At 69.2% G+C, this 23,865-nt stretch carries 26 protein-coding genes, 1 tRNA gene and 1 other RNA gene; 13 read left to right on the top strand and 15 right to left on the bottom strand.

Annotated elements, in window-relative coordinates:
• From QIT00_RS27785 to QIT00_RS27770, 4 genes are all read right to left on the bottom strand, one after another.
• A partial coding sequence (locus QIT00_RS27785; RefSeq protein WP_282538158.1) for a type I restriction-modification system subunit M occupies window positions 1-1,442 on the bottom strand: 1,442 nt, incomplete at its 3' end.
• Between the two features lie 768 nt (window positions 1,443-2,210).
• The gene (gene trxA, locus QIT00_RS27780) at window positions 2,211-2,537 is read right to left on the bottom strand and encodes a thioredoxin (protein WP_282538157.1); all 327 of its coding nucleotides are present in this window, start codon (window positions 2,535-2,537) and stop codon (window positions 2,211-2,213) included.
• An 11-nt stretch (window positions 2,538-2,548) separates the two neighbouring features.
• Entirely contained in the window at window positions 2,549-3,523 is a 975-nt protein-coding gene (gene trxB, locus QIT00_RS27775; RefSeq protein WP_282538163.1) for a thioredoxin-disulfide reductase, read from the bottom strand.
• Between the two features lie 5 nt (window positions 3,524-3,528).
• Window positions 3,529-3,942, bottom strand: a complete 414-nt coding sequence (locus QIT00_RS27770; RefSeq protein WP_282538156.1) for an arsenate reductase ArsC — start codon at window positions 3,940-3,942, stop codon at window positions 3,529-3,531.
• A gap of 90 nt (window positions 3,943-4,032) precedes the next feature.
• Between QIT00_RS27770 and QIT00_RS27765 the strand changes: the two genes are divergently transcribed.
• Genes QIT00_RS27765 through QIT00_RS27755 form a run of 3 tightly spaced genes read left to right on the top strand, consistent with a single transcriptional unit; the run spans window position 4,033 to window position 6,490 of the window.
• Window positions 4,033-4,347, top strand: a complete 315-nt coding sequence (locus tag QIT00_RS27765) for an ArsR/SmtB family transcription factor (protein WP_282538155.1) — start codon at window positions 4,033-4,035, stop codon at window positions 4,345-4,347.
• Complete coding sequence (gene arsB, locus QIT00_RS27760; protein WP_282538154.1) at window positions 4,344-5,429, top strand: ACR3 family arsenite efflux transporter; 1,086 nt, start codon at window positions 4,344-4,346, stop codon at window positions 5,427-5,429. The genes QIT00_RS27765 and arsB overlap by 4 nt, the downstream gene beginning before the upstream one ends.
• Window positions 5,426-6,490, top strand: coding sequence for an ArsO family NAD(P)H-dependent flavin-containing monooxygenase (locus QIT00_RS27755; protein WP_282538153.1), 1,065 nt, complete (start codon window positions 5,426-5,428; stop codon window positions 6,488-6,490). The genes arsB and QIT00_RS27755 overlap by 4 nt, the downstream gene beginning before the upstream one ends.
• A gap of 11 nt (window positions 6,491-6,501) precedes the next feature.
• Here the strand turns inward: QIT00_RS27755 and QIT00_RS27750 are convergent, their stop codons facing one another.
• Window positions 6,502-6,876 (bottom strand): ArsR/SmtB family transcription factor, encoded by a 375-nt coding sequence (locus tag QIT00_RS27750; RefSeq protein ID WP_282538152.1) that lies wholly within the window; start codon window positions 6,874-6,876, stop codon window positions 6,502-6,504.
• Between the two features lie 53 nt (window positions 6,877-6,929).
• Window positions 6,930-8,003, bottom strand: coding sequence for a flavin-containing monooxygenase (locus QIT00_RS27745; protein WP_282538151.1), 1,074 nt, complete (start codon window positions 8,001-8,003; stop codon window positions 6,930-6,932).
• A gap of 57 nt (window positions 8,004-8,060) precedes the next feature.
• Here QIT00_RS27745 and QIT00_RS27740 point away from each other — a divergent pair, with 57 nt between their 5' ends.
• On the top strand, window positions 8,061-9,551 hold the full coding sequence (locus QIT00_RS27740; protein ID WP_408909863.1) for an NAD(P)-binding domain-containing protein: 1,491 nt from the start codon (window positions 8,061-8,063) through the stop codon (window positions 9,549-9,551).
• Window positions 9,548-10,834, top strand: a complete 1,287-nt coding sequence (locus QIT00_RS27735) for an MFS transporter (RefSeq protein WP_282538149.1) — start codon at window positions 9,548-9,550, stop codon at window positions 10,832-10,834. The genes QIT00_RS27740 and QIT00_RS27735 overlap by 4 nt, the downstream gene beginning before the upstream one ends.
• Here QIT00_RS27735 and QIT00_RS27730 read toward each other — a convergent pair.
• From QIT00_RS27730 to QIT00_RS27710, 5 genes are all read right to left on the bottom strand, one after another.
• Window positions 10,812-11,627 carry a sulfite exporter TauE/SafE family protein gene (locus QIT00_RS27730; protein WP_282538148.1) on the bottom strand — a complete coding sequence of 272 codons (816 nt, stop codon included), beginning with the start codon at window positions 11,625-11,627 and terminating at the stop codon, window positions 10,812-10,814. The two genes, QIT00_RS27735 and QIT00_RS27730, sit on opposite strands and share 23 nt — an antisense overlap.
• Before the next feature lie 538 nt (window positions 11,628-12,165).
• Window positions 12,166-12,366 (bottom strand): DUF397 domain-containing protein, encoded by a 201-nt coding sequence (locus QIT00_RS27725; protein WP_282538147.1) that lies wholly within the window; start codon window positions 12,364-12,366, stop codon window positions 12,166-12,168.
• Between the two features lie 5 nt (window positions 12,367-12,371).
• On the bottom strand, window positions 12,372-13,220 hold the full coding sequence (locus QIT00_RS27720; protein ID WP_282538146.1) for a helix-turn-helix domain-containing protein: 849 nt from the start codon (window positions 13,218-13,220) through the stop codon (window positions 12,372-12,374).
• Window positions 13,221-13,227: 7 nt separating this feature from the next.
• Window positions 13,228-13,752, bottom strand: a complete 525-nt coding sequence (locus QIT00_RS27715; protein WP_282538145.1) for a DUF6879 family protein — start codon at window positions 13,750-13,752, stop codon at window positions 13,228-13,230.
• Window positions 13,724-14,131 carry a hypothetical protein gene (locus QIT00_RS27710; protein WP_282538144.1) on the bottom strand — a complete coding sequence of 136 codons (408 nt, stop codon included), beginning with the start codon at window positions 14,129-14,131 and terminating at the stop codon, window positions 13,724-13,726. The genes QIT00_RS27715 and QIT00_RS27710 overlap by 29 nt, the downstream gene beginning before the upstream one ends.
• A gap of 203 nt (window positions 14,132-14,334) precedes the next feature.
• Between QIT00_RS27710 and QIT00_RS27705 the strand changes: the two genes are divergently transcribed.
• The 4 genes from QIT00_RS27705 (at window position 14,335) to QIT00_RS27690 (ending at window position 16,730) form a co-directional block, all read left to right on the top strand.
• Window positions 14,335-14,697: a hypothetical protein gene (locus tag QIT00_RS27705; RefSeq protein WP_282538143.1), complete on the top strand. Its 363-nt coding sequence runs from the start codon at window positions 14,335-14,337 to the stop codon at window positions 14,695-14,697.
• Window positions 14,698-14,990: 293 nt separating this feature from the next.
• The gene (locus tag QIT00_RS27700) at window positions 14,991-15,230 is read left to right on the top strand and encodes a DUF397 domain-containing protein (protein WP_282538142.1); all 240 of its coding nucleotides are present in this window, start codon (window positions 14,991-14,993) and stop codon (window positions 15,228-15,230) included.
• 78 nt (window positions 15,231-15,308) lie between these two features.
• Window positions 15,309-15,815, top strand: a complete 507-nt coding sequence (locus QIT00_RS27695; protein ID WP_282538141.1) for a hypothetical protein — start codon at window positions 15,309-15,311, stop codon at window positions 15,813-15,815.
• Window positions 15,816-15,827: 12 nt separating this feature from the next.
• The gene (locus tag QIT00_RS27690; RefSeq protein ID WP_282538140.1) at window positions 15,828-16,730 is read left to right on the top strand and encodes a JmjC domain-containing protein; all 903 of its coding nucleotides are present in this window, start codon (window positions 15,828-15,830) and stop codon (window positions 16,728-16,730) included.
• Between the two features lie 169 nt (window positions 16,731-16,899).
• Here the strand turns inward: QIT00_RS27690 and QIT00_RS27685 are convergent, their stop codons facing one another.
• On the bottom strand, window positions 16,900-19,134 hold the full coding sequence (locus tag QIT00_RS27685; protein ID WP_282538139.1) for a heavy metal translocating P-type ATPase: 2,235 nt from the start codon (window positions 19,132-19,134) through the stop codon (window positions 16,900-16,902).
• Window positions 19,131-19,856 carry a tRNA-dependent cyclodipeptide synthase gene (locus QIT00_RS27680; protein WP_282538138.1) on the bottom strand — a complete coding sequence of 242 codons (726 nt, stop codon included), beginning with the start codon at window positions 19,854-19,856 and terminating at the stop codon, window positions 19,131-19,133. The genes QIT00_RS27685 and QIT00_RS27680 overlap by 4 nt, the downstream gene beginning before the upstream one ends.
• Window positions 19,857-19,932: 76 nt before the next feature.
• Between QIT00_RS27680 and QIT00_RS27675 the strand changes: the two genes are divergently transcribed.
• Window positions 19,933-20,358, top strand: coding sequence for a heavy metal-responsive transcriptional regulator (locus QIT00_RS27675; protein ID WP_282538137.1), 426 nt, complete (start codon window positions 19,933-19,935; stop codon window positions 20,356-20,358).
• A gap of 166 nt (window positions 20,359-20,524) precedes the next feature.
• On the opposite strand, the gene QIT00_RS27670 is transcribed toward QIT00_RS27675, so the two are convergent.
• Window positions 20,525-20,665, bottom strand: coding sequence for a hypothetical protein (locus tag QIT00_RS27670; RefSeq protein WP_282538136.1), 141 nt, complete (start codon window positions 20,663-20,665; stop codon window positions 20,525-20,527).
• On the opposite strand from QIT00_RS27670, the gene QIT00_RS27665 reads away from it, so the two are divergent.
• Window positions 20,655-20,831 (top strand): signal peptidase II, encoded by a 177-nt coding sequence (locus QIT00_RS27665; RefSeq protein ID WP_282538135.1) that lies wholly within the window; start codon window positions 20,655-20,657, stop codon window positions 20,829-20,831. The genes QIT00_RS27670 and QIT00_RS27665 overlap by 11 nt on opposite strands.
• Before the next feature lie 83 nt (window positions 20,832-20,914).
• On the opposite strand, the gene QIT00_RS27660 is transcribed toward QIT00_RS27665, so the two are convergent.
• A tRNA-Ser gene (locus QIT00_RS27660) sits at window positions 20,915-21,002 on the bottom strand.
• Between the two features lie 72 nt (window positions 21,003-21,074).
• Here QIT00_RS27660 and ffs point away from each other — a divergent pair.
• An RNA gene (gene ffs, locus QIT00_RS27655) (signal recognition particle sRNA small type) lies at window positions 21,075-21,173 on the top strand.
• A gap of 90 nt (window positions 21,174-21,263) precedes the next feature.
• Window positions 21,264-23,702 carry a DNA polymerase III subunit gamma and tau gene (locus tag QIT00_RS27650; RefSeq protein WP_282538134.1) on the top strand — a complete coding sequence of 813 codons (2,439 nt, stop codon included), beginning with the start codon at window positions 21,264-21,266 and terminating at the stop codon, window positions 23,700-23,702.
• Window positions 23,703-23,865 lie beyond the last annotated feature (163 nt).

Raw genomic sequence — 23,865 nt, 5'->3', positions numbered from 1 at the left:
GCCTGCTTGATGTATTGGCCCATGTTGAGGTCGTGTCCGTTCGCCACGATCTCCGTTGTGGGGACAAACCGCGTCGCGAGTCCGCCATCTCCGTCGGAGTCCACCGGGTTGCCTTCTGCGTCGAATTTCGAGTTGTAGGCGGTCACCACGTCGGCGATGTCGACGGCGGTGAGGATGTTGCGATTCTTGGCCTTGGCGAACCGCTTGGAGGCATCGACGAACAGCACGCCACCCTGCCGCTCCGGGGCCTTGGTGCCGGGTGCACGGAACACCAGGATCGCAGTGGGGATGGCGGTCGAGTAGAAGAGGTTCGCGGGCAGGCCAATGACTGCTTCGAGCAGGTCGTCGTCGAGAACGCGCTTGCGGATGGCTGCCTCCTGGCCGCCTCGGAAGAGGACGCCGTGTGGCAGGACGACGCCGGCGCGACCCTTCTTCGGGTCCATGCTGGCGATCATGTGCTGCACGAATGCCCAGTCGGCTGACGACTGTGGGGCGACCCCTCCGATAGCGCGCGGGTCGCGGGTCCAGGGCTTCCACTTGAGGCTGTAAGGAGGGTTGGCGACGATCACGTCGAATTGCTTGACGGACCCGTCCTTCTTCTTGAAGCGCGGATCCCTCAGAGTGTCGCCAACCTCGACCTTGAACTCGGTCAAGTTGTGCATGAACAGGTTCATGCGGGCCACACCGGCGGTGTCTGTTACCGCCTCCTGCCCGTTCAGGCTGAGTGTGTACCCCCGCCCACCGTGGGATTTCAGGAGGCTCGCGGCGGCAATGAGCATGCCACCTGACCCGCAGGTCGGGTCGTACACCGACTCGTTGTTCTTGGGGGTCAGCAGTTCGATGATCAGCTCGACGACCTCGCGCGGGGTGAAGAACTGGCCAGCGCGGGTGCCGGAACCGTCTGAGAAGCGCTTCAGCAGGTACTCGTACGCTCCGCCGAGCACGTCGTGAGACATGTTGCCTTCGTGCATCTTGGGGGTGCGGTCCATCGCCCGCATGACCGACGCCAGCACCTCCCCCGGCAGCACCGCTTCGGACGTCCAGGTCATGGACCCGAACAGGCGGGAGAACTTGTCAGGGTTGGCCGTCTCGATGGCTTGCAGGGAGGCGCGGACCCGCTGGCCGAGGCCGGGCCGGGTGACGGTGTCGAGGACGGACGACCAAGAGGCGCGTTGTTTCTGGACGGTCCCAGGGTGGATGAACGGGATGTCGAACGACTGGTAAATGCTGTACTCGACCTCACGTGCTTCCTCATCAGTGAGGCCGAGGTCCTCGTTCTCAGCCAGAAACTTCTGGTGCTGGTGCTCCCAGGTGTCCGACAGGTACTTCCAGAACATCAGAGGGAAGACGACCGAGGAGTACTGCGCTTCGGGCATCGCCACGCGCAGCTCGTCGGCGGCGTCCCACAACCGGTTCTCGATCTCCTGCTGGGTCACTGCCATCAGTTGGGGGTGTCCTTGCTCGTGTCCGGGTGGCGGTCTGGAAGCGGTGGAGTCTCCGCCGGGCATCCTATTTTGGCCCCCTGACAATGAGGCTGTGGCCGACTCTGCTGGCCGGTCGAGGAACCGACTTGGGCTGGCGTGGCGCGCACGCTGCCACGGAGCCTCATCCCAGTCCCCAGGAGGATTCTGGTCTCGACGCGGTCGACGATCATCACTCGGTGGTTTGACCATTGGCAGAGGCCGGCCGAAGCCTGTCCGCGGATGTCCCCGGCGGTTCGCCCCGCCCAACTGAGACCAAAACTGAGACCACACACGTCGAAGGGCCCCACCGCGAACGGTGGGGCCCTTCGACTTCGTGCCCGGTGAGGCATTGGCGGAGGATACGAGATTCGAACTCGTGAGGGGTTGCCCCCAACACGCTTTCCAAGTCTTCGTCCGCCGGTTCCGCGGTGTGCGGGAGCGTTCTGACCTGCGGTGCAGGCAACGTGGGCTGGGCTTCTGAACGGTGCTGTACGGCGGCGAATGCAACCGGAACTGCAACCACGGATCAGCGCGTTCTGCCTGGTCACCGCCCGGTTGGCTGCTGCTGGTTCGCTCCTTGCTCCTCTTTGGAAGGCCGCTGTTCCGGGAGCGTCGTAGTCTGCCGGGCCACGGCGTTGCCGACATGGCTGCCCAGGACGGACGTCGTCTCGACCCTCGCAGCGTAGGAATCGAAGGCGGACGGAAGCAGATGTTCCGGCCATCGCCTCCGTCCGTCTTCGCAGTTCGTCACTCGGCGATGAACTCTTCGAGGTCGCGGACGATCGCGGCCTTCGGTTTGGCGCCGACGAGGGTCTTGGCGACCTCGCCACCGACGTAGACGTTCATCGTCGGGATGGACATGACGCCGTACTTGGCCGCTGTCTCGGGGTTCTCGTCGATGTTGAGCTTGACGACCTCGATCTTGTCGCCGTACTCCGCCGCGATCGCTTCCAGGGATGGCGCGATCTGGCGGCACGGCCCGCACCAGGCGGCCCAGAAGTCGACGAGCACGGGCTTGCCGCTCGTGAGGACGTCGGCCTCGAAGGAGGCGTCGGTGGTGTTCTTGAGGGCCATGGCGACTCCTCCTAGTTGTCGTTGTCGGCGAGGGCCGCGAGGTAGCGCTCGGCGTCCAGGGCGGCGGCGCAGCCGGTGCCGGCGGCGGTGATGGCCTGGCGGTAGGTGTGGTCGACGACGTCGCCCGCCGCGAAGACGCCGGGGATGTTCGTACGGGTGGAGGGCGAGGCCACCTTCAGGTAGCCGTCGTCGTCCAGGTCCAGCTGGCCCTTGACGAGTTCGGTGCGCGGGTCGTGTCCGATGGCGACGAACAGCCCGGTGACGGGGAGGTCGGTGAGGTCGCCGGTCGTCGTGCTGCGCAGCGTCAGCCCTCCGAGCTTGCCGTCCTTCTCGTGGATCTCGGCGACCTCGCTGTCCCAGGCGAACTTGATCTTCGGGTCGGCGAAGGCGCGGTCCTGCATGGCCTTGGAGGCGCGCAGGCTGTCGCGGCGGTGCACGATCGTCACGGACTTGGCGAAGCGGGAGAGGAAGGTCGCCTCTTCCATTGCGGTGTCGCCGCCGCCGATGACGGCGATGTCGTGCTCGCGGAAGAAGAAGCCGTCGCAGGTCGCGCAGTACGAGACGCCGCGTCCGGACAGCTCGTCCTCGTGGTCGAGGTGCAGCTTGCGGTGCTGGGAACCCGTCGCGACGATCACGGACCTGGCGCGGTGCACGGTGCCGGCGGTGTCGGTGACGGTCTTGATGTCGCCGGTCAGGTCCACGGAGACGATGTCGTCGGGGATCAGCTCGGCGCCGAACTTCTCGGCCTGGGCGCGCATGTTGTCCATGAGCTCGGGGCCCATGACGCCGTCCTGGAAGCCGGGGAAGTTCTCGACCTCGGTGGTCTGCACGAGCGCGCCGCCCGCGGTGACGGCACCCTCGAAGACCAGCGGCTTCAGGGAGGCGCGCGCGGTGTAGAGGGCGGCGGTGTATCCGGCGGGCCCGGAGCCGACGACGATGACGTTCCGTACGTCCTGCTGTGCCTGCGCGTCCTGCTGTTCCTGCAGCTCGCTCACTTCGCAGCCTCCGGGGCAATCTCGGCGATCAGGCCCTCCACGAGGCCCTTGATCTCGTCACGGATCGGTCGTACGGCGTCTACGCCCTGACCGGCCGGGTCCTCCAGCTGCCAGTCGAGGTAGCGCTTGCCGGGGAAGACGGGGCAGGTGTCGCCGCAGCCCATGGTGATGCAGACGTCGGACTCCTTGACCGCGTCCACGGTCAGCATCTTCGGGGCCTCGGCGGAGATGTCGATGCCGACCTCGCGCATCGCTTCGACGGCGGCCGGGTTCACTTCCTTGCCGGGGTTGGAGCCGGCCGAGCGGACCTCGACCCGGTCGCCCGCCAGGTGGGTCAGCCACGCGGCGGCCATCTGGGAGCGGCCTGCGTTGTGGACACACACGAACAGTACGGAGGGCTTCTCGGACATCGGGGTCTCTCTTGTCTCGCGACGGCATCACGCTGAAGTGACATCAGCACCCGGTGGCGTCAGCCACCGCTGATGTGAGAGTATCAGTCCATGATGACGTCAGCCAACACTGAACTGATCCGGGTTCTGGCCGACCCGCTCAGGCTTCAGATCGTGACCCTGCTCGCCCACGAGACGCTGTGCACCAGTCACCTGGTGGAGGAGACGGGCGCGCGGCAGACGAACCTGTCCAACCACCTGCGTGTGCTGCGCGAGGCGGGCGTGGTGGAGACGGAGCCGTGCGGCCGCTTCACCTACTACAAGCTGCACCCCGAGGTCCTGGACGACCTGGCGGCCCACTTCGCCACGCTGGCCGGCACCGCGCGCACGACCCTTGAAGCAGACCGAAAGCGAGCCTGTCCGTGACCCGCACCGAAGCACCCGCGACGACCATCGAGGAATCCTCGGTCGTCGCCAAGCTCTCCACTCTCGACCGCTTCCTGGCGGTGTGGATCCTGCTCGCCATGGCCGTGGGCCTCGGGCTCGGCCGGGCCATCCCGGGCCTGAACGACGTCCTGGCCAAGGTCGAGATCGGCGGCATCTCGCTGCCCATCGCCATCGGCCTGCTGATCATGATGTACCCGGTCCTGGCGAAGGTCCGTTACGACAAGCTCGACGCGGTCACCGGCGACCGCAAGCTCATGGTCTCGTCCCTCGTCATCAACTGGATCATCGGCCCGGCGGTCATGTTCGCCCTGGCCTGGATCTTCCTGCCGGACCTCCCCGAGTACCGCACCGGCCTGATCATCGTCGGCCTGGCCCGCTGCATCGCCATGGTGATCATCTGGAACGACCTGGCCTGCGGCGACCGCGAGGCCGCCGCCGTCCTCGTCGCCCTCAACTCGGTCTTCCAGGTCCTGCTCTTCGGCGTCCTCGGCTGGTTCTACCTCGACCTGCTGCCTGGCTGGCTGGGCCTCGGCGAAGGCGAGAACCTCGACATCTCCATGTGGAAGATCGCCCTGAACGTCGTCATCTTCCTGGGCATCCCGCTCCTCGCAGGCTTCCTCACCCGCCGCCTCGGCGAGAAGAAGCTCGGCCGCGAGCGCTACGAGTCCAAGTTCCTGCCCAAGATCGGCCCGTGGGCCCTCTACGGCCTGCTCTTCACGATCGTCATCCTCTTCGCCCTGCAGGGAAAGACGATCACCTCGCAGCCCCTCGACGTGGTGCGCATCGCGCTGCCGCTCCTGGTCTACTTCGCCGTCATGTTCTTCGGCCCGTTCCTGCTGGGCAAGGCCATCGGCCTCTCGTACGACCGCACCGCGACGCTCGCCTTCACCGCGGCAGGCAACAACTTCGAGCTGGCGATCGCCGTCGCCATCGCCACCTTCGGCGTGACGAGCGGCCAGGCCCTGTCCGGAGTGGTCGGCCCGCTGATCGAGGTCCCGGTCCTGATCGCCCTGGTCTACGTCTCGCTGGCCTGGCGCAAGAAGTTCGCCCCGGCCGGATGACCGTGCAGCGGACCGATGTGGTGATCGTGGGCGGCGGCCAGGCAGGTCTCGCCGCCGCCTACCACCTGCGCCGCCTCGGTGTGGACTTCGTCGTGCTCGACGGCCAGTCCACGCCGGGCGGCGCCTGGCAGCACGCCTGGGACTCGCTCCACCTCTTCTCCCCGGCGGCCTTCTCGTCCCTGCCGGGCCGCCCGATGCCGGGACAACCGGGCGAGACGTACCCCGACGCAGCGCATGTCGTCTCCTACCTGCGGGAGTACGAGAAGCGCTACGAGCTGCCGGTCCAGCGGCCGGTACGCGTCCTCGGCGTCCACCGGGACGGCGAACAGCTGCGCGTCGAGACCGACGCGGGCCACTGGACCGCCCGCGCGGTGATCAGCGCGACCGGCACCTGGTGGCGTCCGTTCATCCCCGCGCTCCCAGGGCGCGGCCACTTCGAGGGCCGCCAGCTGCACACCGCCGAGTACCGCAGCCCGTCCGACTTCGCCGGTCAGCGCGTCGTAGTCGTGGGCGGCGGCAACTCCGGCGCTCAGATCGCCGCGGACCTCGCGTACGACACCGACCTGACCTGGGCCATCCAGCGGCCGCCCCGCTACCTGCCCGACGACATCGACGGCCGGGCGCTCTTCGACGCGGCCACCGCCCGCCGACAAGCGCTGGAAGCAGGCCGTGCGGACACCGGCGGCGTCGCCGCGCTGGGCGACATCGTGGCCGTGCCTCCAGTGCGGGAAGCGCGGGACGCCGGGCTGTTGAAGGCGTCGCCCATGTTCGTACGCCTCGACCGTGACGGTGTCGTTTGGTCCGACGGCACCCGTGCCGAGGCCGACGCCGTCATCTGGTGCACCGGCTTCCGTCCCGCGCTCTCCCACCTCGCGCCCCTCGGGCTGCGCGGCGCGCGCGGACACATCCCCACTGAAGGCACCCGCGCGCTCGGCGAACCGCGTCTGCACCTGCTGGGCTACGGCGACTGGACCGGGCCGGCCTCCGCCACGCTCATCGGCGTTGGCCGCCCGGCCCGTGACGCGGCCCGTGAGGTTGCCGGACTGCTCGCGTCCGGCTAGCGGCACGAAGGTCACTCCGAGGTGAGCAGCCGTCCCATCGAGGCGAGCGCCGACGGCTCGACGCTGTAGTACACCCAAGTCCCTCGCCGCTCGGAGGTCAGCAGGCCAGCCTCTTTGAGCTTCTTCAGGTGGTGCGAGACTGTCGGCTGGGAGACGCCGACATCGGAGATGTCGCAGACGCACGCCTCCCCTCCCGCGTGCGAGGCGACCGCCGAGAACAGCCGCAGGCGCACCGGATCGCCGAGCGCCTTGAACATCCGCGCCGTGAGCTCCGCCTCTTCGGCGGTGAATGGCCTCTCGGTGAGCGGCGGGCAGCACGGCGCCACCGACTCCGGCCCCGACTCCGTATCCGGTTCCAGCAGCGGCAGCACCTTGGTGTTCGACATGCATCTATGTTGACACACGTCGAATCAGTGGGCGAGGGGCTGTATACCCGGGTTCAGAGGCCGGCGGCGGCCGGAGCCTCGCGGACGTGCGCGACCAGCGCATCCGCCACGTACTCCGCATCGCGCGCCACCCCACGCAGGGTGTTGGAGGCGAAGGAGCGCTGGAATTCGAGGCCCAGGTAGACGAGCCCGGGGTGGGTGGCGGAAATGCCGCCACTGTGCAGGGGCAGACCGTTCTCGTCGAGGGCGCCGAGCTTGGCCAGGTAGTCGAGCTGGGGCCGGTATCCGGTGGCGAGCAGGACGACGTCAGCCCGCTCGCGACTGCCGTCGGACCACACGACCTCGTCGCCGTCCATGGCGGTGAACATCGGTCGGCGGGGCAGTCGGCCCGACTCCAGGGCTTCGCGGTAGCGGCCGGTGTCCAGGACGAGGGTGCCGCCGACGTAATGGATCAGCCACTCCGGCGGCAGCTGGTCGAAGCCGGTCGACGTCAGCCAGTGGTGCAGGTCCCTGCCGTCGCGTATCTGCGGCAGGAACTGAACCGGGCTCCTGCTGGTCAGGGTGACTGTGGCGGACTCGGCGAGCTCGTGGCCGACCTGGACGGCTGAGTTGCCGCCCCCGACGACCACGACACGCTTGCCCGCGTACGGGGCGGGGTCGCGGTAGTCGGCAACGTGCAGCACCTCGCCAGTGAAACCCTGCCGACCGGGAAGCTCAGGCCGCAGCGGATTACCGAAGGCTCCGGTGGCGGCGACGATCCCGGCCGCCCCGAGAGTGCAGCCGTCGTCCGTACGCAGCACGAACCCAGCCCCATCGCGCTCCACGGATTCCACGCGAGTGCGGGTGCGGATCTCCGCATCCAAGCGGTGGGCGTAACGGGCAAGGTACTCGACGACCTCGTCCCGGTGCGGGTAGCGGTCGCCGTCGCCGCCGAACTCCAGGTCGGGCAATGCACTGAATCGGGCGGGCGAGAACAGCGTGAGGCTGTCGTAGTAGTCAGGCCACGAGCCGGTCGCCTCGGCCGACGCCTCCAGGACAACCGGCTCCAGCCCGCGCCCGCGCAGTACGTGCGCGGCAGCAAGCCCTGACTGGCCTCCCCCGATGACCGCGACATCGACGTACTCCATGGTCCATACTCCTTGCTTCGATGAACGCCTATGTTGACGCTTATCGAAACAGGTGGGATGCTGGCAGCGCAAGCCATCGACAGATGTCGAAACAGGATTGTCGATACAGGGACCAGAGGAGTCGTCGTGACTGCGCCCACCCACCACGTGCCCACCGCCCCCGCTCTCCCCGTCGTGGTCGTCGGAGCAGGCCCCATCGGGCTGGCCGCCGCCGCCCACCTGATCGAGCGCGGCCTGGAGCCGCTGGTCCTGGAGGGCGGATCGTCCGCCGGGGCGGCCGTGCGCGAGTGGGCGCACGTACGGCTTTTCTCGCCCTGGGCCGAGGTCACCGACGAGGCCGCCGAGAAGCTGCTCGCCCCCACCGGCTGGACCCGCCCTGACGGGGCCGCTTACCCGACCGGCGGCGACTGGGCGGAGCAGTACCTCCAGCCCCTCGCGGACGTCCTCGGCGACCGCGTCCGCTTCGGCACCACCGTCACCGGCGTCTCCCGCGCCGGGCGCGACCGCGTAGTCGACACCGACCGCGAGGACCAGCCCTTCGTCGTGCACCTCCGCACCGTCGACGGCCACGAGGAGCGCCTCCACGCCCGCGCGGTGATCGACGCGTCCGGCACCTGGACCATCCCCGGCCCCGCCGGCGCGAGCGGACTGCCCGCACTCGGCGAGCGCGCCGCCGCCGACCGCATCACCTACCGCGTCCCCGACCTCAACGACCCGTCCGTACGGGCCCGTTATGCGGGCAAGCACACCGCCGTCGTCGGATCCGGCGCCTCTGCGTTCACGGCCCTCGCCCAGCTGGCCGACCTCGCGCAGTCCGACGACGGCATCGGCACGAAGGCCGTATGGGTCCTGCGTCGCGGCATCTCCGGCTCCACCTTCGGCGGCGGCGAGGCCGACCAGTTGCCCGCCCGTGGCGCGCTCGGCCTCGCCGCCAAGGCGGCGGTCGACCAGGGCTACGCCGAGGCCGTCACTGGCTTCCGCACCGATGCCGTCGAACGCGATGGCGATGGACGCCTGGTCCTGGTGGGCGAGGACGGGCAGCGTCTCGAACCGGTTGACGAAGCCATCGTCCTGACCGGCTTCCGCCCCGACCTCTCCTTCCTGTCCGAGGTCCGCCTCGACCTCGACGTACGCCTCCAGGCCCCGATCGAACTCGCCCCGCTCATCGACCCCAACCAGCACTCCTGCGGCACGGTCTACCCGCACGGCCACCGCGAGCTGTCCCACCCCGAGCAGGGCGTCTACCTCGTCGGCATGAAGTCGTACGGCCGCGCCCCGACCTTCCTCGCCCTCACCGGGTACGAACAGGTCCGCTCCGTGGTCGCCGCGCTCGCCGGTGACCTGGACTCGGCCGACCGCGTCGAGCTCACCCTGCCCGAGACCGGCGTGTGCAAGGGCGGCGGACTTCTCAGCACCCCCGAGACCGAAGCCGAAGCCGAAGCCGCTGCCGGGGGCTGCTGCGCACCTGCCCCCGCCCTCGTCGAGATCGGCGCTCCGGCGGCGACCACTGGTGAGACGACAGCCGCTGGAGGCTGCTGCGGCTCATGACCGGCGTCGACACCCGCCCCAGCGGGGCCGCGACCAGCACTGCACACCGGTCACGGCCCCGCGCGGCGCTACCCGCCCTGTGCCTGACGCAGATCACCGGCTGGGGCGTCGTCTACTACGCGTTCCCGGTCCTGAACCCTCAGATCACCACCGACACCGGCTGGCCGGCGGGTGCCACGACGGCCGCGTTCTCCGCCGCTCTCCTCGTCTCCGCCGTCGCGGGAATCCGGGTCGGCCGCATCCTCGACCACCGCGGGCCACGCACCGTCATGACCACGGGTTCGGTCACCGGCACGGCGAGCCTGGCCGTCGTGGCCACCGCTCCCAACCTGCCTGTCTTCGTGGCGGGTTGGCTGCTGGCCGGGCTCGCCATGGCGTCGATCTTCTATCACCCGGCCTTCGCCGCGCTCACACGCTGGTGGGCCCCTGACCACGTACGCGCTCTCACGATCGTCACCCTCGCCGGTGGCCTGGCCTCGACCGTCTTCGCGCCCCTGACGGCCGTGCTCGCCGACCATCTGTCGTGGCGCGCCACCTATCTCGTACTCGCCGCGATCCTCGCCGCCGTGACCATCCCGGCGCACGCCCTCGCGCTGAAGGCCCCCTGGCCGCAAGCTCCGCCCGCCGCCACTGAGACTGGTCGGAGTGCTCAACGAGCCGCCCGCAGCCGCCAGTTCCTGCTCCTCGCGGTCGCCCTCACGCTCTCCGCGTTCGCCATGAGCGCCGTCGTCATCGCACTCGTACCGTTGCTGCTCGAACGCGGATACACGACCGCCCAAGCTGCTTGGACCCTGGGCCTCGGCGGCGCCGGGCAGACCCTCGGTCGCACCCTGTACGCAGGACTCGCCCGCCACGCCGGCACCACCGCGAGCACCACGGCCCTCATCGCACTCGGCGGCCTCACCACCGCCGTGTTGGCCTTCACACCAGGCCCGTACGGGCTGTTGATCTCGTTGTCCGTCCTCGCGGGCACGGTCCGCGGCAACCTCACCCTGCTCCAGGCCACCGCCGTCACCGACCGCTGGGGCACCACCCACTACGGCCGCCTCTCCGGCCTGCTCGCCGCACCCACCACCACGGCGTCGGCCCTGGCTCCATTCGCGGGCGTCGCCCTTGCCGTGCCGTTGGGCGGCTATCCCGCACTGTTCGGTGTGCTCGCCGTGCTGTCTGTGCTGGCCGGAACCGTCGCTCTGGGGGCCTCACCGCAAAGACGCCTCCCGGGGCCGGGCAGCGATACGGGACCGGCCACCTGTCGGCTCATCAGTCGTGGCGGCCGAGCTTGACGGCGGAGACGAGCAGGATCACCGCCAGCAGGGGGATGAGGACCAAGTCCGGGAACACGCCCAGGAGTAGTCCACCCAGGACCGAGCCGGCGATGGAGCCCGTGGCCATGACCAGAGTGAAGCGGAGGTTCGCGCCGAGGACGGCGAAGCTGCCGTCCCGGCTGTAGCGGGCGAACGCGACCAGCATCGTCGGCAGGGAGACCAGCAGGGAGAGACTCCCGGCAGTCTTGATGTCCTCCCCGAACAGCAACACGATCGTCGGGATCAGCAGTTCACCGCCGGCCACGCCCATGATCGCCGCGACCACCCCGATACCGAAGCCGGCCGCCACGCCGCACGGCACCTGCGCCCAGAGAGGCAGCGCGAGCGTGTCCAGGGTGGTGGTGTGGGTGACGACCAGGGCGGCCGCCATGAGCACCATCAGCACCGCCAGCACCTTGTACAAGGTCGCGCTGCGCATACGCACAGCCCAGCTCGCTCCCGCCCAGGCACCGAGCAAGCTGCCCGCCAGCAGGTTGACCGCGACCGGCCAGCGTGCGGCCACCTCGGCGGCCCGGACCGCCGCAAGCCGGGCGGGCAGCGCGACCAGGACCACGACCAGACTCATCGCCTTGTTCAGGATGACGGCCGACAGCGCGGCGAAACCGAAGAGGCCGATCAGCAGGGGCAGGCGGAACTCCGCGCCGCCCAGCCCGATCATCCCGCCCAGCACGCCGATCGCCGCTCCTGCACCGGACACCACGGGTGCCGAGTACGTGGGCCGACGAGTGGTGAGGCTCTGGTCAGGGGTCATGCGGGGCATCATCGCGAAGGGACGTACCTGCCTGCTACGGCAGGAAGACACCGAGAATCCGATGAGGCTTTGTCCAGACCTCCACCCACGCCGATGTCCGTCCCTCCGTTCTCGTGACCGCATGACCGCATGACCGCATGACCGCCAAATTCGTTTCACAAGAGCGCAATTGAGAGGTCGGCTGCCGCATCGCAAGCACCGCGAAACAAAGAATCGCCCGCCCCCACCGAAGTGGAGCCGGGCGCTTCTCAGCAGGTCAGACGGGGTTTCCGTAGACCCTCGCGTCGTAGGCCGTGTGGGACTCGAACCCACAACCAATGGATTAAAAGTCGTGGAGAGGCTCGTCCGGTGAGATCCCGGCGGTCCCTGTCTGTCCAGGACTGCCAGGTCAGACAGTGCTGGGAATGCCGCGTGGTCCAGGCGGTGACGCACCTTGACAGCACATCCGCTCACGCACAACGGCCCTTTTACCAGGCATTTCACACCACGGCCGGCTGTCTTGAATTCCTCCGCGGCTCCCGCCCTCCTCGACCAGTCCTCATCGCTGAGGTAGCAAGCCCAGCGCCGCCTTGCAGAAGTCAACGAACGCCTTCCACGCGACGGGCTGGACGGTCACCTCGCCGAGCGTGCGTGCCTTCGTGTCGCGGATGCGGACCAGGTACGGGTCGTTGTCGGCGACTTCGACGCAGCTTTCATGGGTGGTGTAGGAGCTGGTGCGCCAATTCGGCTCCTCCGCCATTGCCCTCACTCCCGTCGGTTGAAATGGTCAAACGCCGCCTGGACCAGCTCTCTGGCGGGTCGGCCGTACACCGCGAGCTGCCGGTGCAGCTCAAATGCCTTCATGTACGTCTCGATTTCGCCCGGCGCCGTGATGGACATCTCCGCAGAGTAGGTCTCCACCATGACGAGCTTGTCGTCGAACATGGAGAAGCCGTGTCCGACCCAGATTCCGAGCTGCGCATCACGGGGGACGATGCCGAGGCTCAGTCTCGGGAGCGACATCACGTTCATCAGCCGGTCGAGTGCTCCTCGCATCACCCCCGCCCCACCATGGTTCGAGTAGAGAGCCTGCTCACCGAGGACCACGTTGAAAATCCGGTCCCCCGCTGACAGGTACCCCTGGCGCTCAAGTCGCTTCGCCACGGCGGCTTCCGTGTCTGCCGGCGTTCCGTACAGGTCGGCTGCTTCCTGGAAGATTGCCTCGGCGTAGGCAGCGGTCTGGATGGTGCCCCAGATGACGTTCGGCTCCCATATTCGGAAGACCTTGGTTCGTCTGTAGAGCGACAGGGACTTCTTCTGGCGCTTCTCGGCACCCCCTTGGAGCTGCCGGCGCCACTCCAACCACAGCTCGTCGATGTGGCGGAGTGTCGCGATGAGGTCGTCGAGGGCGCCCTCGCGCCCGGTCAGAGCGCACCAGACGCGGAGGTCGCCCTCGCTCGCGTTCTGCTTGCCCGTCTCGATGCGAGAGACCTTGGATTCGTGCCAGCCGGTGGCCTCGGCGAAAGCCTTGCCGCTGCTGAATCCCGCGTCCTTGCGGAACCCACGCAGCCTGGCGCCCAGCGCCTCTCGTGTCGCCTGTGCTCGATTGCTCACTGATCGGTCAGGGCTTGTACTCGGAGTGCTTGATGGCGGAGGCCCAGAGCTGGTTCCGCAGCCGAACGCACTCGGCCACGGTGTCCGGGGCCTCGATGATCTGCGAGCCCAGGACTCGCCCTTCGGAGTCGAAGTGCCCGACCGCAAGTAGGCGATCGTCGTACAGCCACCAGTCGTTGCCGTCGACGGGGAAGGCGACTCCCTCGGGCAAACGGTGCCGCGGCAGCCACCGGATGTCCTCGCCGGCCTCGATGTTGAGGTGCGTCAGTGAGTGCTCCCACCTGACGTACTGCGAATGCGGCTCCGTGATCACCCGGACTCGGCGTACCGTCTTCCCCTCTCCGGTCACCCGCTTCATGAGTGTCACCCAGGGGTCGAGCCACTCGTAGCCGTCGGGCTCGCCCTTCTGCCACCGCGCGTAGGGGGTGTCCTCGACGGGGGACCCGTAGTCGTCCCTCAATTCCAGGTGGAACGCATCGCGCTCGAAGCTGTTGAACAGCTCGTCACGCTGGGCGCTGGTGATCAGGTCCACTGCTCTCCTCCAGTAGGGCCGTGATCGAGGACTTGGGGACCTCGACGCAATCCTCGTAGTCAGGCAAACGCATCTGGCTCAGAGCCTCGGCATCGCGCATCACCGGCCCCTGCACGATGCATGTGCCCTGTTCGGTGACGAGCATGATCGGGGCCTGGAACCTTCGGATCTCACCATGAGCGAGACCGTCCTTCGTCAGGTGCTCGAAGAGTTCCGTCGGCACCTCCACGGCCGTCTGCCCCTCCGGCACATCGAGCTGCGTCAGCAAGTCTTGGGCGTAGACCTTCCAGCCTTGTACGACGTAGCTGTCCTGGTCGCTGGCATACAGGGTGGGGCTGTCTCCGGGGGTGGAGTTCTTACCAAGGAACCGTAGCTTCATGGTCACTCTCCCGTCGTCTGCCTTGCGCGGGATTGCGCACTCGCTGATGGTTGATGGAGCGTTCGGGCCCGTCAATCGACTTGCTGCAATTCACCGCAATCCTCTTGGGAGTTGGCTGCGGGCCGCTCTACGTTCGGTGCCGAACCGAGCAGCCAAGGCAGCCGCAAACCGTGCGGCCCGAGGGGAGTTGCGTGGTGTCTGCCGTGTCCGAACAGCACGATGTGGCCGGTCTCGAATCCCTGCCTCTCGATGTGGAGTTGATCGAGGACAGCACGGAGACGGTTCTCGCGATGCAGATGGCGACCTCTACCCGGCCGTCGCTCGACAGCAAAACCCCGGCAGTCGTGGGTCACTTGCAGTTGCTCCTCGGGGAGGAGCTGGGGGCTGATGAGGATCCTGAGGTCCGCGACCTGATCATCCGCGCGTACAGGCTGCTCAACCTGCCGTCGCGCCCCGGCGAGGATGCGTCGGCCTTCAGCGTCTTCTTCTACAACCGCGACGTAGCACTGCTGACGCGCAAGCTGCTCCGGGTCTACCAGGAGAGACGCGAAGCAGGCGGCTCGTGAGTCCGAGGTCTCAACAGACGGTCTACGTCCTGGCCCTCGCCGTGCTCGTCGCGGTGCTGGCGTACGGGATCGCAACGGCCGGCGTGAACCGATGACCGGACGCAGTGAACTTCCGCCCCCGAGGTGACTTCACCCGGGCCTCCCCGCTCGACTCACCCTCGCGGGGCGGAGCCCAGCCCCCACGCCAGTCAGCCAATACCCAGGAGAAGGACAGGCCGGACCGGGGTGGGTGGAAGTGCAAGGCGGCGCGGAGACCGACTCTCCGCACAGCACATGCGCAAGGAGGACCACCCATGTTGAACCTCTACACCCTCCCCGCTGTCGAGGACGGCGCGTTCGAGAACTTCTGCGGCGGCAACCTGGGCGGCGAGCACGAGGCGTGCATCGACGTCGCGGCCGTCCCTGGCGCGGTGGAGGCGTTCGAGCTGCGCGACTCGAAGCCCGAGGGTGCCGGTCAGAAGCTGCGGGTCACCGCCGCCGAGGTGGACGACTTCGTCCTCGGTTGGGCCAAGAAGCGGGGCCTGGCGCTCTAGCCTGACGCTTCCCCATCCAGGACAAAAGGGGCCGCCCAGCTTCGGCGGGCGGCCCTGCACCTCCAGAAGGGCACCCAAATGAGCTGGTCAGGGCACTGGCATGGATACGGACCGTGGATCGGACCGTCCGCGGTGTACGGGAAGGAGGGAGGCCGACGGCCCGCCCACCCCAACGGCCCGCCCTCGGTGATCGACCCCGAGGACAAGAAGCAGCAGGCCGTCCTCGACCGCTACCGCGAAGCCGCCTCCGAATTCACCACCGGCAACGTGCCGCCCACGATGACCGGCTACTGGCTCCTGAAGAAGAACCAGATCTCCGACGACCGCACCTGGTCGGACCTCGGCATCGTCCTCGCCTGGCTGACGAAGCAGTACGAGGCCAACCCGCCCTTCGAGAGGCCGGACAGGCAGCAGGCGTACGCCACGCTGGACACCAAGCTCGATTACGCAACTGACGTACTGCCCCGTGGCGTTGACGTGAGCTGGGTGTACTACACGCCGTCGGAACGCCTGATCTCGTTCTCCATCGTGTGCTGCCCGAACCGGTTCCACCCCGAGATCGCCTGCCCGCTCCCGCCGTCATAAGGAGTCGACGCCATGTCGCTGCGCCTGTTGCTGCCCGAGGAAGGCGTCACCGAACTACTGACCTCGTGGCCGGACGAGCCCCGCATGTACGACCGCGGCCGGCCTGCACTCGACGAGGCCGTCACCGCGGAGTCCGTCCGGGGCTACCTCTACATGGGCACCGTCCCGGCCCACGAGATCGCGGCCGTCAAAGCGCCGAACCCGTCGCTGAGCCAGAACGCGTACATGACGGACGGCCGTACGGACCGCGCGAAGCTGGTGCGCTTGTACGAGCAGGGCTACACCATCCGCCTCGGCAACCTCCAACGTGTTGTCCCGGCCCTGGCCGAGATCTCCGAGGCCATCCAGACGGAGACCGGCTACTCGAACTACATCCACGCCTTCCTGACCCCGCCCGGCCACCAGGGACTCCGCCACCACTGGGACCAGCAGATGGCCGTGATCGTCCAGATCGCCGGGACGAAGCGCTGGCAGCTCTGGCGGCCACCGGTCACCGCGCCGATGCGCGAGCACAACGAGAGCTTCCGCGTGTGGAAGGACGAGTACATCCCCACGTGGGAGGCGGCCGGTCCTGACATGGAGGTCGACCTCAAGGCCGGCCAGTCGCTCCTGCTCCCGCGCGGCTGGGTCCACAACCCGCACGTACTCGAATCCGAAGAGCACAGCATCCATCTGACCTTCGCGATCCGGGAACGAACCCGGTTGTGGCTGGCGGAGAAGCTGCTCGCCGGCGCTATTACGCAGGAGGAGTTCCGCCGCATCGTCCTCCCGCATCAGTTCAGCGGAGAGAGCCTTATGGAGCAGCTCAGCGCAGCACGCGAGGCGCTGGTGAAGTACGTGCAGGACCTTGACCTGTACGAGGTGGCCCCGAGCGTCAGAAGGGACGCGCTGACGGAACTGGAGTACAGGACCTGACGGGGCGAGGGGTCGCCGCCACTTGAAGCCACCGGCCAGGACTCCGAGCCCTGCACTACGGGGGGCGCCGCCCTGGCGGCCGCACCCCCCGCCTCCAGATCGCCCTCCTCGGCCTCTTTGCCATCCCCATCTCCCGACACCTCAAACAGATGACGCAAGCGCCTGTGGGTCAGTGCAGAGGCCGGAAGCGCCGCAGACGCAGGCTGTTGCTCACCACGAACACCGACGAGAACGCCATAGCCCCGCCCGCGATCATCGGGTTGAGCAGGCCGAGCGCGGCCAGTGGCAGAGCGGCGACGTTGTAGGCGAAGGCCCAGAACAGATTGGCCTTGATCGTACGAAGGGTGCGCCGGGCAAGCCGGATCGCATCCGCCGCCGCCCTCAAGTCCCCGCGTACGAGTGTGAGATCAGAGGCTGCGATGGCCGCATCCGTGCCCGTACCCATGGCCAGGCCCAGGTCGGCTTGGGCGAGGGCGGCCGCGTCGTTGACGCCGTCGCCGACCATCGCCACCACTCGGCCCTGCGCCTGCAGACGCTGGACCTCGGCGACCTTGTCCTCGGGGTGGACCTCGGCGATGACCTGGTCGATGCCTACCTCGGTGGCCACCGCGCGGGCAGCGGCAGTGTTGTCGCCGGTCAGCAGTACGGGCGTGAGCCCGAGTCGCTTGAGATCCGCGACAGCATGAGCGCTGGTCGCTTTCACGGTGTCGGCGACGATCAGCGCGCCGCGAACCTGTCCGTCCCAGCCGGCGAAGACGACCGTACGGCCTTCGGCTTCGGCTTCTCGCCGGGCCCGGTCGAGGTCCTCGGGCAGGTCCTGGCCCTGCTCCGTGAGCCAGGCGGACCGGCCCGCCCGCACCGTTCGGCCCTCGACCTGCCCGGTCACGCCCCGGCCCTGGCTGTTGGCGAAGCCGGCCACGGCAGGGAGCGAACCGAGCTGTTCCCGTGCGGCGTTCGCGATGGCGGCGGCGATCGGATGCTCGCTTGCATCTTCAAGACCGCCGGCGAGCCGCAGCACCTCCTGCTCGTCCTCGCCGTCGGCGGGTATGACGCCGACCAGGCGCATCCGGCCCTCGGTGACCGTGCCGGTCTTGTCCAGTACGACGGTGTCGATCCGCCGTGTCGACTCAAGGACCTCCGGACCACGGATCAGCAGGCCCAGTTGTGCGCCGCGCCCGGTGCCGACCATGAGCGCGGTCGGCGTGGCCAGGCCGAGTGCGCACGGACAGGCGATGATCACGACGGCGATGGCCGCTGCCAGGGCGGTCGCCGCCGGGGCCCCGGTCAGCGTCCACGCCCCGAACGTGCCCGCCGCCAGCGCGATGACGACCGGTACGAACACGGCCGATATCCGGTCCGCGAGGCGCTGTACCGCCGCCTTGCCGGTCTGGGCGCGCTCCACCAGGGCGGCGATCTGAGCCAGCTTGGTGTCCGCCCCGACACGCGTGGCCCGTACGACCAGACGGCCGTGGCTGTTGACGGTCGCCCCGGTCACGGCGGAGCCGGGCTCGACGTCCACGGGTACGCTCTCGCCGGTCAGCAGGGACTCGTCCACCGCCGAGGCGCCCTCGACGACCTCTCCGTCCGTGGCGATCTTCTCCCCGGGCCGCACCACGAACAGGTCCTCGACCGTCAACTCATCGACGGGGATGCGGACTTCCGCCCCGTCACGCAGGACGGCGACGTCCTTGGCGCCCAGGTCCATCAGGGCCCGGATCGCGTCCCCGGCCCGCCGCTTGGCGCGCGCCTCGAAGAACCGTCCGGCCAGCAGGAACGCCGTCAGGACGACAGCGACCTCCAGATACAGGTGCTCCCCACCCGCGATGAGCGTGCCCAGACTCCACAGATACGCGGCCAGCACACCCAGCGACACCAAGGTGTCCATCGTCGCGGAGCCGTGCCGGAGATTGAGCGCCGACGCCCGGTGGAACGGCCACGCACCCCACGCCACCACTGGCGTCGCCAGTGCAAGAGCGATCCAGCCCCATCCCGCGAAGTGCAGCGCGGGGATCATCGACACGGCCACCACCGGCAGCCCGAGCAGGGCCGAGCCGGTCAGGCGGCGCCGTAGCCCGGCCACATGTGCCTGCTCGGCGTCGACCTCCGCCTCTTCAAGGGCGGTGCTCTCGGCGGGGCGGGGGAGCTGGGCGCCGTATCCGATGGCCTCGACGGCCGCGATCAGCTGCGTCACTTCTACGGCGGGGTCCTCGCGGGTGACATGCGCGGTCGCGGTCGCCAGGTTCACCGTGGCGTTCACGCCAGGCAGCCGTCCCAGCTTGCGCTCGACCCGTGCCACGCACGAGGCGCACGTCATCCCGCTGATCGACAGCTCGACCGCGTGGTCAGCAGCCGTATCCGGTGCCTGCGACGTCGTGGACACTATGGATCTCCCTTCCGTGGTCATGCGCGGCCCGCCGGGGTGACCACGGCAAAGCCCTGCCCCGCCGCGGGCCGCCATCCCAACTCGCCTGCGTACAAGCGGCGGAGCACATCGGGCGGCTGGTGGTAGCAGAAGACCGACGCCTCGGTGCCGACGATCGCCGGGGTGTCGAGGAACAGCGGCAGCTCGGCAAGGAAGTAGCGCACGGCGTGCTCGACCTGTGTCTCGTCCGGTGCCTGCCCGCCAGGCAGCTTCCCCGCAAGCACCCAGGACGTGGCCTCTCGGCAGGCGGCACGGAAGTCGTCGTCGTTCGCGTACTGCTTCAGCCCCTGCTCGTGCAATTCCCCGAAAGCCGGGTTGGCGTCCAGCTCGGCCCAGCCGAGGACCCGAGCCCCCGCGCCGTCCATCCCGAGCGAACCCAGGGCGGTCGCGATCTTGTTGCGCGTGTACTGGCCCTGTCGACGCGCCTTCCACGCGGCCTTCTCCGGCGTGTACCCCAGCGCCTCGAAGGTGAAGGCACTCGGCGCGTCCGGCACGAAGAAGTCGACCTGGTCGAATCGGGCCAGGCCCCATGCGGCCAGCTCACGAATCCGGTCCGTGGAGAAGTAGCTGTTGAACGGGCTGATCCCGAAGCAGGCATGCTCACCGCGGGCCACCGCGGTCGCGCACGCCGAGCTCAGCGGCTCCACCGTCATGTCCGGACAGTCGGGCTCTTCGGCCCCTGCGATGCCTTGATGCGTCGTCATGCCCGGACGCTAAAACCTTGCCCATAGGGCAAGGTCAAGGAGAGACTGGAGACCCACCTCGAACGGAGTTCAGAGCATGCTCACCGTCGGCCGCATCGCCGCCCGGACCGGCCTGAGCCCCAAGGCCGTCCGTCTCTACGAGGCCAACGGGCTCATCGATCCGCCCGAGCGCACGGCCTCCGGCTACCGCACCTACACCGACGACGCCGTCCCCGTCCTCGGCTTCATCCGCCAGGCTCAGGCCCTCGGTCTCAGCCTCAAGGAGATCAAGGACATCCTCGACCTCCAGCGCCGCGGCGAGCAGCCCTGCGCGCTCGTCACCGACCTCCTCGACCAGCACCTCGCCGACATCGAGCACCGCATCGCCGACCTCAAAGCCCTGCGTACGACCCTGAAGCGAGCCCGCGCCCAGGCCGACCAGGCGGTCGGCCGCGGCGACGAAGCGCTGGTGTGCCACATCATCGAGGGAGTCACGACGCCCACGCCTCCCGAAGAGCGGTGACCGCTGCTGCCGTGGGACCGCCCGCCTGCCTCTCGGCGAGAGCGGCGCAGCCGTCACCTTGACGTCTTGCTGGCCTCCGGATCGCCAGGCTCGGCCCACTCTCCGGCGGCGGCGTACAGGAGCTAGGTGAAGCTCTGACCTGGCCGTATGACTGGATCGGCACCGGTCAGCGCAGGCGACCGAGGCCGGGCACGAAGCGGCCGGTACGAGCGGCGTACTCCTGCCAGGCGGCCCCGTGAACGTGCCGAAGGCAGGGCTCCTCGATGCGGCGGACCTGAAGCTCGATGCCGATGAGCATGGCGGCCACGCCCGCCAATCTCATCGACCGGGCCGCCGACGGCGTCGTCACCGACTACCTGCATTCGGGCTGGTGGCCAACCTTCAACCTGGCCGACGCCTTCATCGTCTGCGGCGGCCTGCTCCTTGTGGCCCTCTCCTGGCGCGACCACGAGCCCCAGGGGGACACGGCCTAACTGCAACCAAAACTGAGACCACACACGTCGAAGGGCCCCACCGCGAACGGTGGGGCCCTTCGACTTCGTGCCCGGTGAGGCACTGGCGGAGGATACGAGATTCGAACTCGTGAGGGGTTGCCCCCAACACGCTTTCCAAGCGTGCGCCCTAGGCCTCTAGGCGAATCCTCCGCGGCAAACAATACAAGACGTTGAGGAGTGCTCGCGAACTCGTTCCCCCCGGCCCGGAGCATGTACTCTTGGCGCAGCCCCTCACGTGGCGCTATCTGACTGAACTCCCCCAGGGCCGGAAGGCAGCAAGGGTAGGTCGGCTCTGGCGGGTGCGTGGGGGGCGCTTGCGTTTCCGGGGGCGGGAGCGGGAGCGGGGGCGGGTGCGGGGGCGACGGATGCGGGCGGGGCCGGTTGTCAGTGGGCACCGATAACCTCGTATGCGTGTCGTCCCTTGCGCTGTACCGCCGTTATCGCCCGGAGTCGTTCGCCGAGGTCATCGGGCAGGAACATGTGACCGACCCGCTGCAGCAGGCGCTGCGGAACAACCGGGTCAATCACGCGTACCTGTTCAGTGGCCCGCGCGGCTGCGGCAAGACGACCAGCGCGCGCATCCTGGCGCGCTGCCTCAACTGTGAGCAAGGTCCCACTCCCACCCCCTGCGGCGAGTGCCAGTCCTGCCGCGACCTCGCGCGCAACGGACCGGGTTCGATCGACGTCATCGAGATCGACGCGGCTTCGCACGGTGGCGTGGACGACGCCCGTGATCTGCGCGAGAAGGCCTTCTTCGGCCCGGCCGGCAGTCGGTACAAGATCTACATCATCGACGAGGCCCACATGGTTACCTCGGCGGGCTTCAACGCCCTCCTGAAGGTGGTCGAGGAGCCCCCGGAGCACCTCAAGTTCATCTTCGCGACGACGGAGCCCGAGAAGGTCATCGGCACGATCCGCTCGCGTACGCACCACTACCCCTTCCGTCTTGTCCCGCCCGGCACCCTGAGGGACTACCTCGGGGAGGTCTGCGGCAGGGAGGACATCCCCGTCGCCGACGGCGTGCTGCCGCTCGTCGTGCGGGCCGGTGCCGGATCCGTCCGTGACTCCATGTCCGTCATGGACCAACTCCTCGCGGGCGCGGGCGCGGACGGTGTGACGTACGCCATGGCCACCGCCCTGCTCGGGTACACGGAGGGCTCGCTGCTCGACTCCGTCGTCGACTCCTTCGCGGCCGGTGACGGCGCCGCCGCCTTCGAGGTGGTGGACCGCGTCATCGAGGGCGGCAACGACCCGCGCCGCTTCGTCGCCGACCTGCTCGAGCGGCTGCGCGACCTGGTCATCCTCGCCGCCGTTCCGGACGCCGCCGAGAAGGGCCTGATCGACGCCCCCGCCGATGTCGTGGAGCGCATGCAGGCGCAGGCCGGGGTCTTCGGCGCCGCCGAGCTGAGCCGCGCCGCCGACCTCGTCAACGAGGGCCTGACGGAGATGCGCGGCGCGACCTCGCCGCGGCTCCAGCTGGAGCTGATCTGCGCGCGCGTGCTGCTGCCCGCCGCGTACGACGACGAGCGCGCCGTCCTCGCCCGGCTCGACCGCCTGGAGCGCGGGGGGAACTTCAGCACCGGCGCCCACGCTCCCGCGATGGGGTACGCGCCGGGGCCCGACGCCCACGCGCCCGTGCCGCCGTCCGGTCCCGCTGTGCCTCCCGGCGGTGGTCCCGCTGCCGCGCGTGCCGCGGTCCGTGGCGGGGGCGCGGCTCCGGCCGGTGCCACTCCGGCCAGTGCCACTCCGGCCGGTGCCGCTCCGGCCCCTGCCCCCGCCGCCCCGGAAGCCACGCCTCCGGCGCCGCCCCCCACCCCGGCGGCCCCGGCGCCCGCTCCCGCCGAGCCCGCCCCGGCGCCCGCGGAGCCCACCGCTCCGGCAGCCGCCCCGATGACCCCGGCCGCGCAGGCCGGCGGCCCGCCTGCCTCGTCCACGCCCGCGTCCGCGTCCACGTCCGGGTCCTCGTCCGGGTCCTCGTCCACGCCCGCGTCCTCGTCCACGTCCGCGCCCGGTGCCTGGCCTACGGTCTCCGGCGCGGGTTCCGGCGGCGGTGCGGGTTCCGGCGGTGGCCCCGCTCAGGGTGCTGCCCCCTCGGGCGGTGCCCCCGCCGCGCGTCCCGGTGCCTGGCCCACGGCCGCCCCCGCGGGCGGTGGTCGTCCGAACGCGCCGAGCCCGGCGCCGGCCGCCGCGCCTCAGGCACAGCAGCCTCCGCAGGGGCCGCCGGGCGGTGCCACCCCGGCAGGTCCGCCCGCCGGAGGGATGGACGCCCGCAGCCTGTGGCCGAACATCCTGGAGGCGGTCAAGAACCGCCGCCGCTTCACCTGGATCCTGCTCAGCCAGAACGCGTCGGTGGCCGGGTTCGACGGCCAGACGCTGCAGCTCGGCTTCATCAACGCCGGTGCCAGGGACAACTTCATGAGCAGCGGCAGCGAGGACGTGCTCCGCCAGGCCCTGGCCGAGCAGTTCCACGCGCACTGGAAGATCGAGGCCATCGTCGACCCGTCGGGCGGGGCCGCGCCGCCGCCCGCCGCGGCCAACTTCGGCGGCGGCGCACCGGCTCCCCGCCAGCCCGCGCCCCAGCCCCCGTCCCAGCCCCAGGCCCCCGCGCAGCCCCAGCAGCCCCAGGCCTCTGCTCCGCAGCGCCCCGCACCGCCGCAGGCCTCGGCCCCCGCGCAGTCGTCCCCGGCCCCGCGGCCCGAACCCACCGCCCCGGAACCCCCGCCGTACTCCATCGAGGACGACGTCCCGGCGGACGACGACCCGGACCTGGACGACTCGGCGCTCTCCGGACACGACCTGATCGTGCGGGAGTTGGGCGCGACGGTGGTCGAGGAGTTCACGAACGAATAGAGAGCGGATAGGAAGAGCGGACAGAAGGGCGGACAGAAGAGCGGACAGAAGGGCGGACAGAAGGGCCGCGAACGGACAGGGGGAGGAGTGAGCCCGGCGGCGCCGGACATGTGCGTCGTCCACGTGGAGGAACCTACGAAGAGGGACGCGTCTCACGCCCGTC

Source organism: Streptomyces luteolus, assembly GCF_029968015.1.
In the GTDB taxonomy this organism is placed as follows: Bacteria; Actinomycetota; Actinomycetes; order Streptomycetales; family Streptomycetaceae; genus Streptomyces; species Streptomyces luteolus.
Note: the sequence above shows the minus strand (reverse complement) of the source record. Positions and strands in the feature narration are given on the sequence as shown.

What these genes read in the sequence shown, in the direction of transcription:
- trxA (WP_282538157.1), bottom strand. Translation starts at nt 2,537, where the DNA reads ATGGCCCTCAAGAACACCACCGACGCCTCCTTCGAGGCCGACGTCCTC.
- QIT00_RS27770 (WP_282538156.1), bottom strand. Translation starts at nt 3,942, where the DNA reads ATGTCCGAGAAGCCCTCCGTACTGTTCGTGTGTGTCCACAACGCAGGC.
- QIT00_RS27765 (WP_282538155.1), top strand. Translation starts at nt 4,033, where the DNA reads ATGATGACGTCAGCCAACACTGAACTGATCCGGGTTCTGGCCGACCCG.
- QIT00_RS27755 (WP_282538153.1), top strand. Translation starts at nt 5,426, where the DNA reads ATGACCGTGCAGCGGACCGATGTGGTGATCGTGGGCGGCGGCCAGGCA.
- QIT00_RS27750 (WP_282538152.1), bottom strand. Translation starts at nt 6,876, where the DNA reads ATGTCGAACACCAAGGTGCTGCCGCTGCTGGAACCGGATACGGAGTCG.
- QIT00_RS27745 (WP_282538151.1), bottom strand. Translation starts at nt 8,003, where the DNA reads ATGGAGTACGTCGATGTCGCGGTCATCGGGGGAGGCCAGTCAGGGCTT.
- QIT00_RS27740 (WP_408909863.1), top strand. Translation starts at nt 8,061, where the DNA reads ATGCTGGCAGCGCAAGCCATCGACAGATGTCGAAACAGGATTGTCGAT.
- QIT00_RS27735 (WP_282538149.1), top strand. Translation starts at nt 9,548, where the DNA reads ATGACCGGCGTCGACACCCGCCCCAGCGGGGCCGCGACCAGCACTGCA.
- QIT00_RS27730 (WP_282538148.1), bottom strand. Translation starts at nt 11,627, where the DNA reads ATGACCCCTGACCAGAGCCTCACCACTCGTCGGCCCACGTACTCGGCA.
- QIT00_RS27725 (WP_282538147.1), bottom strand. Translation starts at nt 12,366, where the DNA reads ATGGCGGAGGAGCCGAATTGGCGCACCAGCTCCTACACCACCCATGAA.
- QIT00_RS27710 (WP_282538144.1), bottom strand. Translation starts at nt 14,131, where the DNA reads ATGAAGCTACGGTTCCTTGGTAAGAACTCCACCCCCGGAGACAGCCCC.
- QIT00_RS27700 (WP_282538142.1), top strand. Translation starts at nt 14,991, where the DNA reads ATGTTGAACCTCTACACCCTCCCCGCTGTCGAGGACGGCGCGTTCGAG.
- QIT00_RS27695 (WP_282538141.1), top strand. Translation starts at nt 15,309, where the DNA reads ATGAGCTGGTCAGGGCACTGGCATGGATACGGACCGTGGATCGGACCG.
- QIT00_RS27690 (WP_282538140.1), top strand. Translation starts at nt 15,828, where the DNA reads ATGTCGCTGCGCCTGTTGCTGCCCGAGGAAGGCGTCACCGAACTACTG.
- QIT00_RS27685 (WP_282538139.1), bottom strand. Translation starts at nt 19,134, where the DNA reads ATGACCACGGAAGGGAGATCCATAGTGTCCACGACGTCGCAGGCACCG.
- QIT00_RS27680 (WP_282538138.1), bottom strand. Translation starts at nt 19,856, where the DNA reads ATGACGACGCATCAAGGCATCGCAGGGGCCGAAGAGCCCGACTGTCCG.
- QIT00_RS27675 (WP_282538137.1), top strand. Translation starts at nt 19,933, where the DNA reads ATGCTCACCGTCGGCCGCATCGCCGCCCGGACCGGCCTGAGCCCCAAG.
- QIT00_RS27665 (WP_282538135.1), top strand. Translation starts at nt 20,655, where the DNA reads ATGGCGGCCACGCCCGCCAATCTCATCGACCGGGCCGCCGACGGCGTC.